This is a genomic window from Pseudomonas berkeleyensis, assembly GCF_014109765.1.
In the GTDB taxonomy this organism is placed as follows: Bacteria; Pseudomonadota; Gammaproteobacteria; order Pseudomonadales; family Pseudomonadaceae; genus Aquipseudomonas; species Aquipseudomonas berkeleyensis.
The window spans coordinates 2,651,756-2,668,464 of record NZ_CP059139.1 but is presented as its reverse complement, the minus strand read 5'-3'; the positions used below and the strand labels follow the sequence as shown (position 1 = coordinate 2,668,464).

Annotated in this window: 15 protein-coding genes and 3 tRNA genes; 4 read left to right on the top strand and 14 right to left on the bottom strand. The window is 60.8% G+C overall.

From position 1 onward, the window contains the following. Window positions 1-80: 80 nt before the first annotated feature. The 6 genes from clpX to HS968_RS12440 all read right to left on the bottom strand — a co-directional run bounded on the left by clpX (window position 81) and on the right by HS968_RS12440 (window position 3,976). Entirely contained in the window at window positions 81-1,361 is a 1,281-nt protein-coding gene (clpX, locus tag HS968_RS12465; protein WP_106741513.1) for an ATP-dependent Clp protease ATP-binding subunit ClpX, read from the bottom strand. A 107-nt stretch (window positions 1,362-1,468) separates the two neighbouring features. After that, window positions 1,469-2,110, bottom strand: coding sequence for an ATP-dependent Clp endopeptidase proteolytic subunit ClpP (gene clpP, locus HS968_RS12460; protein ID WP_106741516.1), 642 nt, complete (start codon window positions 2,108-2,110; stop codon window positions 1,469-1,471). A gap of 94 nt (window positions 2,111-2,204) precedes the next feature. Next, on the bottom strand, window positions 2,205-3,515 hold the full coding sequence (gene tig, locus HS968_RS12455; protein ID WP_182371463.1) for a trigger factor: 1,311 nt from the start codon (window positions 3,513-3,515) through the stop codon (window positions 2,205-2,207). 127 nt (window positions 3,516-3,642) lie between these two features. After that, window positions 3,643-3,727: transfer RNA gene (locus tag HS968_RS12450), tRNA-Leu, on the bottom strand. Between the two features lie 56 nt (window positions 3,728-3,783). After that, window positions 3,784-3,859: transfer RNA gene (locus tag HS968_RS12445), tRNA-His, on the bottom strand. Between the two features lie 40 nt (window positions 3,860-3,899). Then, window positions 3,900-3,976 (bottom strand) — tRNA-Arg (locus HS968_RS12440). 268 nt (window positions 3,977-4,244) lie between these two features. Here HS968_RS12440 and folD point away from each other — a divergent pair. Further along, on the top strand, window positions 4,245-5,099 hold the full coding sequence (gene folD, locus HS968_RS12435; protein WP_074919020.1) for a bifunctional methylenetetrahydrofolate dehydrogenase/methenyltetrahydrofolate cyclohydrolase FolD: 855 nt from the start codon (window positions 4,245-4,247) through the stop codon (window positions 5,097-5,099). A gap of 60 nt (window positions 5,100-5,159) precedes the next feature. Here the strand turns inward: folD and HS968_RS12430 are convergent, their stop codons facing one another. The 6 genes from HS968_RS12430 to HS968_RS12405 are packed head-to-tail and all read right to left on the bottom strand — an operon-like array spanning window position 5,160 to window position 11,099. Beyond that, the gene (locus tag HS968_RS12430; protein ID WP_017360739.1) at window positions 5,160-6,902 is read right to left on the bottom strand and encodes an ABC transporter substrate-binding protein; all 1,743 of its coding nucleotides are present in this window, start codon (window positions 6,900-6,902) and stop codon (window positions 5,160-5,162) included. 51 nt (window positions 6,903-6,953) lie between these two features. Beyond that, a complete protein-coding gene (locus tag HS968_RS12425) occupies window positions 6,954-7,226 on the bottom strand; it encodes a DUF2160 domain-containing protein (RefSeq protein WP_182371462.1) in 273 nt (90 codons plus the stop codon). A 12-nt stretch (window positions 7,227-7,238) separates the two neighbouring features. Further along, window positions 7,239-8,039, bottom strand: coding sequence for a carbohydrate ABC transporter permease (locus HS968_RS12420; RefSeq protein WP_182371461.1), 801 nt, complete (start codon window positions 8,037-8,039; stop codon window positions 7,239-7,241). An 8-nt stretch (window positions 8,040-8,047) separates the two neighbouring features. Continuing rightward, window positions 8,048-8,911, bottom strand: coding sequence for a carbohydrate ABC transporter permease (locus tag HS968_RS12415; RefSeq protein WP_182371460.1), 864 nt, complete (start codon window positions 8,909-8,911; stop codon window positions 8,048-8,050). Further along, window positions 8,908-10,005 (bottom strand): ABC transporter ATP-binding protein, encoded by a 1,098-nt coding sequence (locus HS968_RS12410; RefSeq protein WP_182371459.1) that lies wholly within the window; start codon window positions 10,003-10,005, stop codon window positions 8,908-8,910. Before HS968_RS12410 ends, HS968_RS12415 begins: the two co-directional genes overlap by 4 nt. Next, the gene (locus HS968_RS12405; RefSeq protein ID WP_179544747.1) at window positions 10,005-11,099 is read right to left on the bottom strand and encodes an ABC transporter ATP-binding protein; all 1,095 of its coding nucleotides are present in this window, start codon (window positions 11,097-11,099) and stop codon (window positions 10,005-10,007) included. Before HS968_RS12405 ends, HS968_RS12410 begins: the two co-directional genes overlap by 1 nt. Window positions 11,100-11,358: 259 nt before the next feature. Between HS968_RS12405 and HS968_RS12400 the strand changes: the two genes are divergently transcribed. Then, on the top strand, window positions 11,359-13,188 hold the full coding sequence (locus HS968_RS12400) for a sigma-54-dependent Fis family transcriptional regulator (protein ID WP_182371458.1): 1,830 nt from the start codon (window positions 11,359-11,361) through the stop codon (window positions 13,186-13,188). Here HS968_RS12400 and HS968_RS12395 read toward each other — a convergent pair. Next, window positions 13,178-14,074 carry a DMT family transporter gene (locus HS968_RS12395; RefSeq protein ID WP_182371457.1) on the bottom strand — a complete coding sequence of 299 codons (897 nt, stop codon included), beginning with the start codon at window positions 14,072-14,074 and terminating at the stop codon, window positions 13,178-13,180. The genes HS968_RS12400 and HS968_RS12395 overlap by 11 nt on opposite strands. Before the next feature lie 134 nt (window positions 14,075-14,208). Between HS968_RS12395 and HS968_RS12390 the strand changes: the two genes are divergently transcribed. Both HS968_RS12390 and ampC read left to right on the top strand, forming a co-directional pair. After that, window positions 14,209-14,646, top strand: coding sequence for an Lrp/AsnC family transcriptional regulator (locus HS968_RS12390; RefSeq protein WP_106741659.1), 438 nt, complete (start codon window positions 14,209-14,211; stop codon window positions 14,644-14,646). Between the two features lie 12 nt (window positions 14,647-14,658). After that, entirely contained in the window at window positions 14,659-15,795 is a 1,137-nt protein-coding gene (ampC, locus tag HS968_RS12385; protein WP_182371456.1) for a class C beta-lactamase, read from the top strand. A 78-nt stretch (window positions 15,796-15,873) separates the two neighbouring features. Here ampC and HS968_RS12380 read toward each other — a convergent pair whose 3' ends face one another. Continuing rightward, the gene (locus HS968_RS12380; RefSeq protein WP_182371455.1) at window positions 15,874-16,623 is read right to left on the bottom strand and encodes a 3-oxoacyl-ACP reductase family protein; all 750 of its coding nucleotides are present in this window, start codon (window positions 16,621-16,623) and stop codon (window positions 15,874-15,876) included. Window positions 16,624-16,709: the final 86 nt, after the last annotated feature.

Below are 16,709 nucleotides of genomic sequence, written 5' to 3'. Positions count from 1 at the left end.
CTCCCGTAAAAAACAAGCGCAAAGTCCATAAAAGCGAAGGGGCCAGTTAGGCCCCTTCTTTGCGTCATGTAACAGCTCGGCTACGCGTCTGGCGCGGCCTTTGCGGGCGGCTCGCTGTTCTCGTAGATCAACAGCGGCTTGGAGGTTCCTTCGATCACGCTTTCGTCGATCACCACCTTGCTCACGTCCTGCTGGGACGGGATCTCGTACATGGTGTCGAGCAGAATGCCCTCGAGGATCGAACGCAAGCCACGAGCACCGGTCTTGCGCTCCAGTGCCTTCTGCGCCACGGACTTCAGCGCATCCGGACGGAACTCCAGATCAACGCCCTCCATCTCGAACAGCTTGGCATACTGCTTGGTCAGCGCATTCTTCGGCTCGGTGAGAATCTGCACCAGGGCAGCCTCATCCAATTCTTCCAGCGTTGCGATGACCGGCAAGCGACCAACGAACTCAGGAATCAGGCCGAACTTGACCAGATCGTCCGGCTCGACCTCACGCAGAGACTCGCCGATCTTCTTGCCCTCCTGCTTGCTACGCACTTCTGCACCGAAACCGATGCCGCCCTTGGTGGAGCGAGCCTGAATGACTTTCTCCAGCCCGGCGAATGCACCGCCGCAGATGAACAGGATGTTACGCGTATCCACCTGCAGGAACTCCTGCTGCGGATGCTTGCGCCCGCCTTGCGGCGGAACCGAAGCCACAGTGCCTTCGATCAGCTTGAGCAGCGCCTGCTGCACGCCCTCACCCGACACGTCACGAGTGATCGACGGGTTGTCGGATTTGCGCGAGATTTTGTCGATCTCGTCGATGTAGACGATACCCATCTGGGCCTTCTCGACATCGTAATCGCACTTCTGCAGCAGCTTCTGAATGATGTTCTCGACGTCCTCGCCCACATAACCGGCTTCGGTCAGGGTGGTGGCATCGGCAATGGTGAATGGCACATTGAGCAGGCGCGCCAGGGTTTCCGCCAGCAGCGTCTTGCCCGAACCAGTCGGACCGATAAGCAGGATGTTGCTCTTGCCCAGCTCGACGTCATCTTTCTTGTCACGCTGATTCAGGCGCTTGTAGTGGTTGTATACAGCAACCGAAAGCACCTTCTTCGCCCGCTCCTGGCCGATCACGTACTGATCGAGGATGCCACTGATCTCCTTGGGAGCTGGCAATTTGTGCGCGTTGCTCTCGGCCTGGGCTTCCTGCACCTCCTCGCGGATGATGTCATTGCACAGGTCGACGCACTCGTCGCAGATGAAGACGGAAGGACCGGCGATCAATTTTCGCACTTCATGCTGGCTTTTGCCGCAGAAGGAGCAATAAAGCAGTTTGCCGTTGTCCTCGCCGTTACGGGTATCAGTCATTCGATCAATCCAATACGGTAGGCTTGAAACACAAGATGAAGGCAAATGCGGGCATTTTCAAGGGCGCGGCTCGCGCTCGTGATCAATGCCCGCATGCGAAACCTCATCTAGACCGGCATTTGCCGCTTTTCATGAACGGCATCGACGAGACCGTACTCGACGGCGCGCGGGGCACTCATGAAGTAGTCACGGTTGGTGTCGCGCTCGATGGTTTCCAGATCCTGGCCAGTGTGGTGGGCCAGCAACTCATTCAAACGCTGGCGAATGAACAGGATTTCACGGGCATGGATATCGATGTCCGAAGCCTGACCCTGGAAGCCGCCCAACGGCTGGTGAATCATCACGCGCGAGTTAGGCAGGCAAAAACGCTTGCCCTTGGCGCCACCAGCCAACAGGAAAGCGCCCATGCTGCAGGCCTGACCGATGCAGGTCGTGGAGACATCCGCCTTGATGAACTGCATGGTGTCGTAGATCGCCATGCCGGCAGTCACCGAGCCACCTGGCGAGTTGATGTACAGGTGAATGTCCTTGTCAGGATTCTCTGCTTCCAGGAACAGCAACTGGGCGCAGATCAGGTTGGCCATATAGTCCTCGACCTGACCAACCAGAAAGATCACACGCTCCTTGAGCAGGCGCGAATAGATGTCATAGGCACGCTCGCCACGAGCGGATTGCTCGATGACCATCGGCACCAGGCCGCCAGCGGCCTGGATTTCAGGCATGTTTTGCATAAAAGGATTGCGGGACATGTCTTGCGCTCACTCCCTAATAGTCATGTCTCAAATACGCATAAGCCAGCACGGAGGCTGGCTTATGGTGGTGTACTCGAACGGGGTTACGAGATCAGTCGGCTTTAGGAGCTTCCGCCGGCTTGACTGCGTCTTCGTAGGAAACCGCTTTATCGGTCACGTTGGCCTTCTGCAGAACAGTATCTACAACTTGCTCTTCCAGTACAACCGAACGTACTTCGTTCATTTGCTGGTCGTTCTTGTAGTACCAGGCAACTACCTGCTCCGGCTCTTGGTAAGCGGAGGCCATCTCTTCGATCAGCTCGCGCACACGGGCTTCATCCGGCTTGAGCTCGAACTGCTTGACCACTTCAGCGACGATCAGGCCCAGCACGACACGGCGCCTGGCTTGCTCTTCGAACAGCTCGGCCGGCAGTTGATCTGGCTTGATGTTGCCACCAAATTGCTGAACGGCCTGCACGCGCAGACGATTCACTTCATTCCCGATCAGCGCTTTCGGCACTTCAACCGGGTTGGCAGCCAGCAAGCCATCCATTACCTGGTTCTTGACCTTGGATTTGATAGCCTGACGCAGCTCGCGCTCCATGTTCTTGCGAACTTCGGCACGGAAACCTTCCAGACCACCTTCCTTGATACCGAACAGGGCGAAGAACTCGTCGTTCAGCTCAGGCAGTTGCGGAGCGGAGACGCTGTTCACGGTGACAGTGAACTCGGCGGTTTTGCCGGCCAGATCGAGGTTCTGGTAGTCCTCTGGGAAAGTCGGGTTGATCACGCGCTCTTCACCAGCCTTGGCACCCACCAGGGCGTCTTCGAAGCCCGGGATCATGCGACCGGAACCCAGCACCAGCTGGGTGCCCTTGGCACTACCGCCAGCGAAGGCTTCACCGTCGATCTTGCCAACGAAGTCGATGTTCAGCTGATCGCCATTCTCGGCAGCACGCTCAACAGTTTCGAAACGGGTGTTCTGCTTGCGCAGGATGTCGAGCATGTTGTCGACGTCGCTGTCGACTACATCGGCTTCGAGACGCTCAATGGCGATGGTGTCGAAGCCGGAAACCTGAAACTCAGGGAACACTTCGAAGGTAGCGACGTATTCCAGATCCTTGCCCTTCTCGAAGGACTTCGGCTCTACAGCCGGAGCACCGGCCGGGTTCAGCTTCTGCTCGACCACGGCTTCGTAGAAGGTAGCCTGGATCAGGTCGCCCAGTGCTTCCTGACGAGCAGCGTCTTCGTAACGCTGACGAATCACGCTCATCGGCACCTTGCCAGGACGGAAGCCAGGAACCTTGGCACGACGGGCAGTCTGTTGCAGACGCTTGTTGACTTCGGTCTCGATGCGCTCGACGGGTACGCCGACGGTCATGCGACGCTCAAGAGCAGAAGTGCTTTCAACAGAAACTTGCATGGATATTCCTCGTTGCACAGACAAAAGCCGGCTAGAACCGGCCCCGAATTCAAGGCCAAGCATTCTAGAGGGTCAATATTAAGAAGTCACCCTAGAAGCAGGCGTTAATGCGGGAGGATTTGTAAGATGGTGCGGACGGAGAGACTCGAACTCTCACACCTTGCGGCGCCAGAACCTAAATCTGGTGTGTCTACCAATTCCACCACGTCCGCGTGGCTTTGCAGCTTAAAACAAAAACGCCAGGCTTTTGGCCTGGCGCTTTGGAATATGGGGTGGACGATGGGAATCGAACCCACGACACCAGGAGCCACAATCCTGTGCTCTACCAACTGAGCTACGCCCACCATATTGCATTTTGCTTACCCAGCTTGCCTGACCGCCAAATGGCGCACCCGGCAGGACTCGAACCTGCGACCATCCGCTTAGAAGGCGGATGCTCTATCCAGCTGAGCTACGGGCACTTATCCATCCGCTAGCGCAGACTTAAAGCTTTTGGCTCCAACCTCACCACCAGGGCTTGGCTCTTGCCGCCTCACCCAGCGAGTGGCTGTTCCTGAGAAGCGGGGCGAATGTTATAGACGCCTCCCAACCTCGTCAACAGAAATTTTCAAAAAAATTCAGCGATTTAAAGGAGTTACGCGAAAACAGTGGTGGGCGCCTTTGCCCAAGTGAGCGCCCATGCGAGAATGCGCGTCCTTTTTTCATCCTTATTAATGGTTAACCAGCGCAATGACCGCACAACTGATCGACGGCAAGGCGATCGCCGCCAGCCTCCGCCAGCAGATTGCCCAACGTGTCGCCGAACGCCGCCAGCAAGGCCTTCGTGCGCCAGGCCTGGCTGTGATCCTGGTGGGCACCGATCCGGCCTCCCAGGTCTATGTGTCACATAAACGCAAGGATTGCGAAGAAGTCGGCTTTGTTTCCCGTGCCTATGATCTGCCGGCCGAGACCAGTCAGGCTGATCTGCTCGCCTTGATCGACGAGCTCAACGAGGATCCAGCCATCGACGGCATTCTGGTTCAGCTGCCGCTGCCGGAGAATCTGGATTCTTCGCTGCTGCTCGAACGCATCCGTCCGGATAAAGATGTGGACGGTTTCCACCCCTACAACATCGGCCGCCTGGCCCAGCGCATGCCGCTGCTGCGTCCCTGTACTCCCAAGGGCATCATGACCCTGCTGGAAAGTACCGGTGTCGATCTCTACGGCCTGCACGCCGTGGTAGTCGGCGCGTCCAATATCGTCGGACGCCCGATGGCCATGGAGTTGTTGCTGGCCGGTTGCACCGTGACCGTCACCCACCGTTTCACCAAGGATCTGGCTGGCCACGTAGGTCAGGCCGATATCGTCGTAGTCGCGGCGGGCAAGCCGGGCCTGGTCAAGGGTGAGTGGATCAAGCCGGGCGCCATCGTCATCGACGTCGGCATCAACCGCCAGGAAGACGGCAAGCTGGTTGGCGACGTGGTCTACGAGACCGCCCTGCCCCGCGCCGGCTGGATCACCCCGGTTCCGGGCGGCGTCGGCCCCATGACCCGCGCCGGCCTGCTGGAAAACACCCTGCACGCAGCTGAACACCTGCACAAATAAGCAGCGCTGCACAACGAACAACGGCACCCAAGGGTGCCGTTGTCGTTTCTGCCACTTGAATCAGTTGCGCGCCTGCTCCCAAGACTTGAGCAACTCGTCGTAGGCGATGGTTTCACCTTTAGGTTTCTCGTTAGCCAGCTTGGGCTTCGGTGCACCCGGCTGGTCGAACCAGTACTGCGGGTCACGCGGCTCGTTCAGCTTCGGCCCACACTCGCCCAGCACACCGGAACGCTCCAGACGACCGAGCATGGTGTCCTGCGCTGCGGCCAGGCCATCGAGCGCCTGCTGCGGGGTCTTGTCGCCGCTGGCGGCCTCGGCAATGAACTGCCACCACAACTGTGCCAGACGCGGATAGTCCGGTACGTTGGTACCGGTCGGCGTCCACTGCACGCGCGCCGGGCTGCGGTAGAACTCCACCAGGCCACCGAGTTTGGGCGCCACGTCGGTCATGGCCTGCGAGTTGATGTCCGACTCGCGGATCGGCGTCAGACCGACCAGAGTTTTCTTAAGCGACACGGTCTTGGAAGTGACGAACTGGGCGTAGAGCCAAGCGGCCAGGCGTTGTTTCTCTGGAGTGGAATTGAGGAAAGTCCAGGAGCCGGTATCTTGGTAACCGAGTTTCATGCCCTCCTCCCAGTACGGCCCCTTAGGTGAAGGTGCCATGCGCCATTTCGGTGTGCCATCGTCGTTGACCACCGGCAAGCCCGGCTTGGTCATGTCGGCAGTGAAGGCGGTGTACCAGAAGATCTGCTGAGCAATCGCTCCTTGCGCCGGCACCGGGCCGGACTCGGAGAAGGTCATGCCCTGCGCTTCCGGCGGCGCATACTGACGCATCCAATCGACGTATTTCTGCGTGGCGAATACCGCCGCCGGCCCGTTGGTGTCTCCACCGCGGGCGACACTGGAACCGACTGGCCGGCAGCCATCGACGCGAATCCCCCACTCATCCACCGGTAGACCATTGGGCAGTCCCTTGTCGCCACCGCCAGCCATGGAGAACCAGGCATCGGTGAAGCGCCAGCCCAGCGACGGATCTTTCTTGCCGTAGTCCATGTGACCATAGACGCGCTTACCGTCGATCTCTTTGACGTGTACCGAGAAGAATTCAGCAATGTCCTCGTAGGCTGACCAGTTCACCGGCACGCCCAGCTCGTAGCCGTAGATTTCCTTGAACTTGGCCTTCAGCTCCGGGCGCTCGAACCAGTCGGCGCGGAACCAGTAGAGGTTGGCGAACTGCTGATCAGGTAACTGATAAACCTTGCCGTCCGGTCCGGTGGTGAAGGACAGGCCGATGAAGTCGTCAAGATCGAGAGTCGGCGAGGTAAAATCCTTACCTTCATTGGCCATCATGTCGGTGATCGAGACCGCCTTGCCGTAGCGGAAGTGGGTGCCGATCAGATCCGAGTCATTGACCCAGCCGTCATAGATGTTCTTGCCCGACTGCATTTGCGTCTGCAGTTTCTCGACTACATCGCCTTCCTGCATCAGGTCATGCTTGAGCTTGATGCCGGTGATTTCGCTGAACGCCTTGGCCAGCACCTTGGACTCATACTCGTGAGTGGTCAGGGTTTCCGAAGCGACATTGATGTTCATGCCACGAAACGGCTCGGCAGCCTTGATGAACCATTTCAGCTCTTCGAGCTGTTGCTCCGGCGTCAGTGTCGAGGGATTGAACTCATCGGCGATCCATTTCTTCGCGGCCTCTTCATAGGCATCCGCCCAGGCTGCACCACTCAAACCGGACAACGCCAGCAAGGCGGCCAACGCCATGCTATGTCGGGTCTTGTTGTTATTGTCGAACATAGAGACCTCCATCTCAGGATATGGGGAGAGGCATACCGGCGGCAGCCCGGCTCAGCCCCAGCGCATGACTGCGCACAACCACAACAGTGATAGCAGCGACGCTATCCACACGCTCCAGTCGGTCACGCCGATTACCAGCAGATGCAGGTAGGCGCTGCCGAGCAGACCGATGAACAACCGATCACCACGGGTGGTGGTGATCGGCAGAAAACCCTTGCGCTCGACGCACGGCCAGCGCAGCTCGATCAAGGTCATACCGGCTAGCAGCACGGCGATGCAGCCGAAGAACAGCGCGGTCGGCAGAGTCCAGGCCATCCAGCTCATGATGAACCTCCCTTACACGCGACCGAGGGCGAAGCCCTTGGCCACGTGGTTGCGAACGAACCAGATCACCAGCATCCCGGGGATGATGGTCAGCACCCCGGCAGCGGCTAGCACACCCCAATCGATACCCGAGGCGGACACGGTACGGGTCATCACCGCCGCGATGGGTTTGGCGTCCACCGAGGTCAGGGTGCGCGCCAGCAGCAACTCAACCCAGGAGAACATGAAGCAGAAGAAGGCGGTGACGCCGATACCGGAGCGAATCAACGGGATGAAGATCTTCACGAAGAATTTCGGGAAGCTGTAGTCGTCGATATAGGCCGTCTCGTCGATTTCCTTCGGCACGCTGGACATGAAGCCTTCGAGGATCCACACCGCCAGCGGCACGTTGAACAGGCAGTGCGCCAATGCCACGGCGATATGGGTATCGAACAGGCCGATGGACGAGTACAGCTGAAAGAACGGAAGCAGGAACACCGCTGGAGGCGCCATGCGGTTGGTCAGCAGCCAGAAGAACAGGTGCTTGTCGCCGAGAAATCGGTAGCGCGAGAAGGCATAGGCCGCCGGCAGCGCCACGCTGAGCGAGATCAGCGTATTGAGGCTGACGTAGTACAGCGAGTTGAGATAGCCCTCGTACCAGCTGCGGTCGGTGAAGATCACCCGGTAGTTGTCCAGGGTGAAACTCTGCGGCCACAGGCTGAGCCCACCTAGTATCTCGGTATTGCTCTTGAACGACATGTTCAGCAGCCAGTAGATCGGCACCAGCAGGAACAGGAAATAGATCAGCAGTACCAGGCGTTTACGTAGCGTCATGGTCGGCCTCAGCGGGTTTTGTCGTCGTGGGTCATGGCGGTGTAGAACAGCCAGGACACCAACAGGATGATCAGGAAGTACACCAGCGAGAACGCCGCCGCCGGGCCCAGGTCGAACTGGCCGACGGCCATCTGCGTCAGGGTCTGGCTGAGGAAGGTGGTGGCGTTGCCCGGCCCGCCACCGGTTAGCACGAAGGGCTCGGTGTAGATCATGAAGCTGTCCATGAAGCGCAACATCACCGCAATCAGCAGCACGCTCTTGAGCTTGGGCAACTGGATATGGCGGAATACCGCCCAGCTCGACGCGCGGTCAATGCGCGCCGCCTGGTAATAGACGTCGGGAATGGCGCGCAGGCCCGAATAGCACAGCAGTGCCACCAGCGACGTCCAGTGCCAGACGTCCATGATCAGCACCGTCACCCAGGCGTCCATGGTGTTGGCCGCGTAGTTGTAGCTGATGCCCAGGCTGTTCAGCGCCCACCCCATCAAGCCGATGTCGGCGCGACCGAAGATCTGCCAGATGGTGCCGACCACGTTCCACGGGATCAGCAGCGGAATGGCCATCAGGATCAGGCACAGCGAAGCCCAGCGCCCGCGCGTCGGCATGCACAGGGCGATGGCGATGCCCAGCGGAATCTGGATCAGCAACACGCAGGCGGAGAAGATGAACTGGCGCAACAGCGAGTCATGTAAGCGCGGATCCTGCAGCACCTGGCGATACCAGTCGACGCCGACGAAGTAGCGCGTGGACGGGTCGAAGATATCCTGCACCGAGTAGTTGACCACCGTCATCATCGGCACGATGGCGCTGAACGCCACCAGCAGGAATACCGGCAGCACCAGCCACCAGGCCTTGTTGTTCTGCACCTTCATGGCGCCACCTCCACCAGGTAGTCGTCGGCATAGAGCATCAGCCACTGCGCCGGAAAGCTCAGGTACACCTGCTCGCGCGGCACTGGCTGGTCTTCCTGCAAACGCGCCTTGAGCACCTGGCCATCGAGGTCGAAGGTAAGGATCTTGTAGGTACCGAGATCCTCGACGTGCAGCACCTGGCCGCACAGCGCGTCTTCATAAGCGCCATCCCAGATGTGCACGAACTCGGGGCGGATACCCACCTGCAGACGCTTGCCGTCCAGTTCGGCGAGACGCCGATTGAGCGCATCGGAGAGTGGTAGCTGGGTGCCCGCGAAGCGCACCCCGCCCTCGCAGCACTGCACGTCGATCAGGTTCATCCCGGGACTGCCGATGAAATAGCCGACGAAAGTGTGTCCGGGGCGCTCGAACAGCTCGCGCGGGGTACCGAACTGGACGATCTGGCCGCCATACATCACCGCGATCTTGTCGGCGAAGGTGGAGGCCTCCAACTGGTCGTGGGTGACGTAGACCATGGTGATGTTGAACTGCTCATGGATCTGCTTGAGCTTGCGCCGCAGCTTCCATTTCAGGTGCGGGTCGATCACCGTCAGCGGTTCGTCGAAGAGAATCGCCGAGACGTCGTCACGCACCAGGCCACGACCCATGGAGACTTTCTGCTTCTCGTCGGCGGTGAGGTTGCGCGCTTTCTTGTGCAGCAGCGGATGCAGCTCCAGCACCTCGGCGATCTCGTGCACCTTGCTCATTACCCGTGCTTCATCCATGCCCTGGTTGCGCAACGGGAAGGCCAGGTTGTCGAACACCGTCATGGTGTCGTAGACCACCGGAAACTGGAAAACCTGGGCGATGTTGCGCTCTTGCGGCGACAGCGTGTTGACCGCCTTGCCGTCGAACTGCACCTCGCCCTGGGATGGGCTGAGCAGGCCGGAGATGATGTTGAGCAAGGTGGACTTACCGCAGCCAGACGGTCCCAGCAGCGCATAGGCGCCGCCCTGCTGCCAGACGTGGTTCATCTCGCGGATCGCGTAGTCTTCCGGCGCCTTCGGCACGCCGCTGTAGCTGTGCGCGAGGTTGTGCAAGCGAATCTCGGCCATCAGGCAGCCCTCCCCTGACGACGGCTGGGCGCCTGCACCAACTGCCCATCGGCGGCGAAGACGAACAGCTTGTGGGTGGGGATGTAGATCAGGATCGGCGTATCCACCGCATACTCGTGCACGCCCGGCAAATGCAGCACCAGCACGAACTGCTCGTTGCGCACATGCAGGAAGGTTTCCGAGCCGCTGATCTCGGCCAACTCGACGGTTACCGCCAGCTCCAGATCATCGTCATTGGACGGCACCAGGCCGATATGGCTGGGGCGCACGCCAAAACGATACTCGCCCTCGGCGATGCCGCGCAGATCGGGGTTGAGCGGAAAGTGCACACAGTCGGCGAAGCTCACCTCGGAGCCGCTGATGCGCCCCGGCATCAGGTTGATCGCAGGCTCCGAGAACAGCTCGGCGGCCAGCACCTGTTGCGGGCGGTGGTAGACCTCAGCAGTTTTGCCGCTCTGCACCACCCGGCCTTCGTGGAGGATGGTGGTGGTGCCGCCCAGTGCCAGCGCCTCGTTGGGCTCGGTGGTGGCGTAGATGGCGATGGTATGGCGCGCCTGGAACAGCTCGCGCATTTCCTGGCGCAGCTCCTCGCGCAGCTTGTAGTCGAGGTTGACCAGCGGCTCATCGAACAGGATCAGCGAAGCATCCTTGACCAGCGCCCGCGCCATGGCCGTGCGCTGCTGCTGGCCGCCGGACAGCTCCAGTGGGTAGCGCGACAGCAGTTTCTCGATGCGTAGCATGCGCGCCGTGGCCTCGACCTTCTCGACGATCTGCTCCTTGGCTACACCGGCCTGACGCAGTGGCGAGGCGATGTTCTCGAATACCGTCAGGGTCGGGTAGTTGATGAACTGCTGATAGACCATCGACACGTTGCGCTGGCGCACCGGCACCCCGGTGACATCGGCGCCGTTCATCAGCACCCGGCCGCTATTGGGCCGATCCAACCCGGCCATCAGTCGCATCAGGCTGGTCTTGCCGGCCAGGGTACGGCCGAGCAGAACGTTGAAGGAGCCGGGTTCGAAACTCAGGCAAGCGTCGTCGATATGCACCTGGCCGTCGACGATACGGGTGACGTGTTCGAGCTTGAGCGACATGGCCTGTCCTTTTTCTTGTCGTGCCATTCGATTGCGAACATCGATAGCGACAAGCGTGCCAGCCCCCCAAAACCTAACGCATCTCTTTGATAAGAGTTGAAAAGTCTGCCAACGAGCAGCGCGCAGCCAGTTTTCCACTGAACACTTTTGAACAGTCGAATGTGAACAACTGAACAATTCGTTCGTTGACTTTGAACAGTCTTGAACGAAACTGGATCGATCGCGGCGCAGATCGCGAACCAACAAGAAGAGACCGCCAATGACCGACGCTGCCCGCGCCCCGGCGCACGACGCCATCATCCAGGAGTCCTGGTCGCGCTGCCGTGACTACGGCCTGACTCACCAGAGCACGCCACGCTTCGACCCACCGGCGCCCGGCGATCTTTCGGCCCTGCTGGAAAGCCGCCAGGCCCTGGTGCAGACCACTCACCAGGAAGTGCTGCCCTACTACGGCACCATCCTGTCCAACTCCAATTGCCTGATCATGCTCGCCGACGACCAGGGCCGACTGCTGCAATCCTGGGGCGACCAGCGCTTCATCGAACCACGCCAGGCCGCCGGATTCGTCGCCGGTGCCAGCTGGCTGGAGCGTTACACCGGCACCAACGCCATCGGCACCGCGCTCAGTTGCGGCCAGGCCGTGCATATCCAGCACGACGAGCACTTTCTCAAGGCCAACCGTTTCATGACCGGCTCGGCCTCGCCGATCTTCGACGAACAACGGCGCATGATCGCCGTGCTCGACGTGTCCAGCGACAGCTACCTGCCGCAGGCGCACACCCTCGGCATGGTCAAGATGATGAGCCAATCGGTGGAGAACCGCCTGATCCTCAAGCTGTTCGCCGACCAGTACCACCTGCTCAGCTTCAATACCAGCCTCGACAACCTCGACAGCCCCTGGGCCGGCCTGGTGGTGTTCGACGAGCGGGGCCACGTGGTGTCAGCCAACCGCCGCGCCGATAACCTGCTCGGCCAGCCCCTGACCTACGGCGCCATCGAGCAGCTGTTCGATGTGCCGCTGCAGCAGTTGCTCAACCAGCCGGACGGCCAGCCATTCAACCTGCGCACCAGCGGCCACTTTCGTTTTCACGCACGGGTACGGCGCCCTGCCCGGCCCGTGCCGATCCGGGCGCGCGATTTCCGCCCACCCGCCACGCCCAGAGCGCTCGAGGAGCCACGACTGCATGCGCTGAGCCTGGGCGATGCGCGCATGGACAAGGCCATCCGTCAGGCCGAACGCTTGCTGGAAAAGGACATCCCGATCCTGGTACAGGGCGAAACCGGCGCCGGCAAGGAGGTCTTCGTCAAGGCGCTGCATCGCGCCAGCTCACGCGCCGAGCAGCCCTTCATCGCGGTCAACTGCGCGGCCATTCCGGCAGAACTGGTGGAGTCGGAACTGTTCGGCTACGAGAAAGGCGCCTTCACCGGTGCCAGCCAGAAAGGCCATGTCGGGCTGATCCGCAAGGCGCACAAAGGCACGCTGTTTCTCGACGAGATCGGCGACATGCCGCTGCGCGTGCAGGCCCGACTGCTGCGCGTGCTGCAGGAGCGCTGCGTACAACCGCTGGGGAGCAGCGAACTGCACCCGGTGGATGTGCGGTTGGTGTCTGCCACCAACCGCCCACTGCGCCAGGACGTCGACAGTGGGCAGTTCCGCGCCGACCTGTATTACCGCATCAGCGGCCTGAACCTGGAACTGCCACCACTGCGTGAGCGCAGCGACAAGCAGGCGCTGTTCCAGAAACTCTGGGAGCAGCACCGTGAACCTGGCCAACGTGCGGGCATCAGCCGCGAAGTACTGGAGCTGTTCCAGCATCACCCCTGGCCAGGCAACCTGCGCCAGCTCAGCAGCGTGTTGCGCGTGGCACTGGCCATGGCCGACGACCAGCCCATCCGCGCCGAGCACCTGCCGGACGACTTCTTCCTCGACCTGCCAACGGAGGTACCCCTGCCAGCGCATCTCGAGTCCGATGACCTGGCCAGCCAGTACCAGGCTTGCGGCGGCAATATCTCCTACCTCGCCCGTCACCTCGGCCTAAGCCGCAATACCCTGTACAAGCGTTTGCGCGAACAAGGTGTCAGACCCTGACAGGGCGTCTCGCCCTGATTCCCAGTCGCCAGCCCTGCTGCATGCCCGCTGCCGCCAACAGGATGGCCGCCACACCGAGCCACTGCAGTGCACTCAACCAATGATCGAAGGCCAGCCAGTCGACCAGGATCGCCGCGACCGGGTAGATGAACGACAGCGCACCGGTCAGCGCGGTCGGCAACTTCTGGATCGCGCCATACAGCAGCATGTACATCAATCCCGTGTGCACGATGCCCAGCGTCGCCAGGCTGGCCCAGGCGACATCACCCAGGGGTAACTGCCACCCCATCAACGGCGCCAGCATCAGCACACCCGTTAGCAACTGGATCAAGGCAATCAGGTGCGGCGGCGTACCGCTGAGACGTTTGACGATCAGTGCTGCAGCCGCATAGAGCAGCGCCGCAGCCAGCGCCAGGGCGATACCCAACAGGTAGTTGCCACCGGCCACCGCGCCCTGACCATGTGCACTGACGATCGCCAGCATGCCGATGAAGGCCAATGCCAGCCAACCAAGCTTGTGCAAGGTGATCCGCTCGCCAAGAAACAGCGCCGCCAAGCCCACCAGTATGAATGGCTGGACGTTGTACACCACGGTACTGACGGCGATGGAGGCCTGCGCATAGGAGGCGAACAACAGCAGCCAGTTGCCGACGATGGCCACGCCGCTGAGCACGGCCAGCAGTAATACTCGTCGTCCCAGCAACTCGGCGCGCAGCAGGCCCAACGCGGCGCAGACCAATAGCAGCATGCCGCCGCCGATCAGGCAGCGCCAGAACACTACATCCACCACGGCCTGGCCGGACACCAGCACGAACCAGCCGATAGTGCCGGAAATCAACATGGCGGCGACCATTTCCAGCGAGCCGCGTTTGAGGTTGTTGTCCATCAGTAGAGCCTCCTCAAGTGAGGCAATGATTATCCGAAGGTGCAACTTCCCTCACCATGGAGAATCTGAGGCAGAATCCGGCTCTCACCTTTTTTACGATGGCAGATTCCAGCTTTTCCCTAACGAGACCTGCAATGACCGATGAAATCGACCAGACCCTGATCGCCGCACTGATGGAAGATTCGCGACGTTCGCTCAAAGCCCTGGCGCAGATCAGTGGCCTTTCCTCCCCCAGCGTGGCCGAGCGCTTGCGCCGCCTGGAGGAACGCGGCGTGCTCAAGGGCTATACGGTGGAGATCGATCCACGTCATTTTGGCTATCAGTTGCAGGCCATCGTTCGCGTGCGACCACTGCCCGGCAAGCTGCACGAGGTGGAGCGATTGCTTCAGGCCACGCCGGAGTTCACCGAGTGCGACAAGGTCACTGGCGAGGACTGCTTCGTCGCTCGCCTGCACGTACGCTCCATGGAACAGCTGGACGAAGTGCTCGACCGCATCAACGGCTACGCCGAAACCAATACCGCCATCGTCAAGAAGACCTCGGTTCCCCGCCGACTGCCCCCGATGAACTGACAAGGAACGATCATGCGCTCATCCCTACGCTCCCTGCTCGTCACGCTCGGCCTATGCCTCAGCAGTCAGGCGGCCCTCGCCGAACTGAACCAGGCAGTCGATGCTGCCGTGAAACCGATGATGCAGGCCTACGCCATTCCCGGCATGGCCATTGCCATCAGCCACAAGGGACAGTCGCATGTCTTCGGGTACGGCGTCGCATCCCGCGAAAGCGGCAAGGCCGTGGATCGCCACACCCTGTTCGAGCTGGGTTCGATCAGCAAACTGTTCACCGCCACCCTTGGCGCCTACGCCGAAGCCCGCGGCACGCTGAATCTCAGCGACAACGCCAGCCAGTACCTGCCAGCCCTGCGCGGCAGCGCCTTCGATCACATCAGCCTGCTGGATCTGGCCACCTACACAGCCGGCGGCCTACCGCTACAGTTTCCGGACGCAGTCAGCAATGAGCAGCAGATGCTCGATTACTACCGCAACTGGCAGGCGGTCTACCCGCCAGGTACGCAGCGCCTGTACTCCAACCCCAGCATCGGCCTGTTCGGTCACCTGGCAGCTGCCAGCCTGGCCGAGCCGTTTCAACAGTTGATGGAGAAGGATCTGCTGCCACAACTGGGTCTGCAGGAAAGCTACGTGCAGATACCCGCCGAGCAGATGACGCGTTATGCCTGGGGTTATCGCGATGACAAACCTGTGCGGGTAAACCCCGGCGTACTGGACGCCGAAGCCTACGGCCTGAAATCCAGTGCCGCCGATATGCTGCGCTTCATCGACGCCAACCTGCGCCCGGACAAACTGCCCGCCCCCCTGCACCAGGCCATCAGCTCCACCCATCGCGGCTATTACCAGATCGGTGACATGACCCAGGCACTGGGCTGGGAGCGCTACACCTACCCCATCAGCCTGGAGAAACTGCAGGCCGGCAACTCAGCGGAAATGGCGCTGCAACCCCAGATAGTGGAGCGCTTCAGCGTGCCCAAACCAGCCGAAGGCGATCTGCTGCTGAACAAGACGGGTTCGACCAATGGTTTCGGCGCCTACATCCTGCTGCTACCGGCGCGCGATACCGGGCTGGTGATACTCGCTAACCGTAATTACCCCAACGCCGAGCGCGTGCGCCTGGCACTGCAACTGCTCGATGCCATCGAGCAGTAACCTAATCCCGGCAACGCACGTGAGCGCGGGCAGCATCGGTGCGCACAGCGCACCCTACTGACAGCCCTGCCGACTTCGTCAGGCCGAGAAGCCACCATCGATGGTCAGGTTGGCACCGGTGATATACGCCGCCTCCGGGCCAGCCAGATAGGCGACGAAACTGGCGATTTCCTCGGCCTTGCCGTAGCGCGGCAGGGCCATGGTCTGCTTCAGCGACTCGGCGAAATCCCCCTGATCCGGGTTCATGTCGGTATCCACCGGGCCCGGTTGCACATTGTTGACGGTGATGTCACGCGGCCCCAGGTCACGCGCCAGGCCCTTGGTGAAACCAGCTACCGCCGCCTTGCTCAGCGCATAGACCGAACCACCGGCGAACGGCATGCGCTCGGCGTTGGTGCTGCCGATGGTGATGATGCGACCGCCCTCACCCATCAGCCGCGCTGCTTCCTGGCTGGCGATCACCACGCTGCGCACGTTGACATCCAGGGTGCGATCCAGATCCTCGATGCTGAATTCATCGATCGGCGCTACCGCCAGCACACCGGCGTTGTTCACCAGGATATCGAGGCGCCCGAAACTCTCCTGCGTGTGGCGGATGGCAGCGCGAATAGCCTGCTCGTCACGGCTGTCGGCCTGGATGGCGATAGCGCGGCCGCCGCCGGCTTCGATTGCACGCACCACATCGAGGGCGCCTGTAGCCGATGAAACGTAGGTCAGTGCAACGGCAGCACCTTCTTTTGCCAGGCGCTGGGCAATGGCGGCACCGATGCCGCGGGAGCCACCCTGAATGAAGGCGACCTTGTTTTCGAGGGTTTTCTGAGTGCTCATGGGAAATCTCCTGAAACTGAGGGGTTGAATGGAACACGCCCTCAGTATTCACTCGGCATTCAAAACCGATAAGCTGGCAATTGCTA

What these genes read in the sequence shown, in the direction of transcription:
- clpX (WP_106741513.1), bottom strand. Translation starts at nt 1,361, where the DNA reads ATGACTGATACCCGTAACGGCGAGGACAACGGCAAACTGCTTTATTGC.
- clpP (WP_106741516.1), bottom strand. Translation starts at nt 2,110, where the DNA reads ATGTCCCGCAATCCTTTTATGCAAAACATGCCTGAAATCCAGGCCGCT.
- tig (WP_182371463.1), bottom strand. Translation starts at nt 3,515, where the DNA reads ATGCAAGTTTCTGTTGAAAGCACTTCTGCTCTTGAGCGTCGCATGACC.
- folD (WP_074919020.1), top strand. Translation starts at nt 4,245, where the DNA reads ATGACCGCACAACTGATCGACGGCAAGGCGATCGCCGCCAGCCTCCGC.
- HS968_RS12430 (WP_017360739.1), bottom strand. Translation starts at nt 6,902, where the DNA reads ATGTTCGACAATAACAACAAGACCCGACATAGCATGGCGTTGGCCGCC.
- HS968_RS12425 (WP_182371462.1), bottom strand. Translation starts at nt 7,226, where the DNA reads ATGAGCTGGATGGCCTGGACTCTGCCGACCGCGCTGTTCTTCGGCTGC.
- HS968_RS12420 (WP_182371461.1), bottom strand. Translation starts at nt 8,039, where the DNA reads ATGACGCTACGTAAACGCCTGGTACTGCTGATCTATTTCCTGTTCCTG.
- HS968_RS12415 (WP_182371460.1), bottom strand. Translation starts at nt 8,911, where the DNA reads ATGAAGGTGCAGAACAACAAGGCCTGGTGGCTGGTGCTGCCGGTATTC.
- HS968_RS12410 (WP_182371459.1), bottom strand. Translation starts at nt 10,005, where the DNA reads ATGGCCGAGATTCGCTTGCACAACCTCGCGCACAGCTACAGCGGCGTG.
- HS968_RS12405 (WP_179544747.1), bottom strand. Translation starts at nt 11,099, where the DNA reads ATGTCGCTCAAGCTCGAACACGTCACCCGTATCGTCGACGGCCAGGTG.
- HS968_RS12400 (WP_182371458.1), top strand. Translation starts at nt 11,359, where the DNA reads ATGACCGACGCTGCCCGCGCCCCGGCGCACGACGCCATCATCCAGGAG.
- HS968_RS12395 (WP_182371457.1), bottom strand. Translation starts at nt 14,074, where the DNA reads ATGGACAACAACCTCAAACGCGGCTCGCTGGAAATGGTCGCCGCCATG.
- HS968_RS12390 (WP_106741659.1), top strand. Translation starts at nt 14,209, where the DNA reads ATGACCGATGAAATCGACCAGACCCTGATCGCCGCACTGATGGAAGAT.
- ampC (WP_182371456.1), top strand. Translation starts at nt 14,659, where the DNA reads ATGCGCTCATCCCTACGCTCCCTGCTCGTCACGCTCGGCCTATGCCTC.
- HS968_RS12380 (WP_182371455.1), bottom strand. Translation starts at nt 16,623, where the DNA reads ATGAGCACTCAGAAAACCCTCGAAAACAAGGTCGCCTTCATTCAGGGT.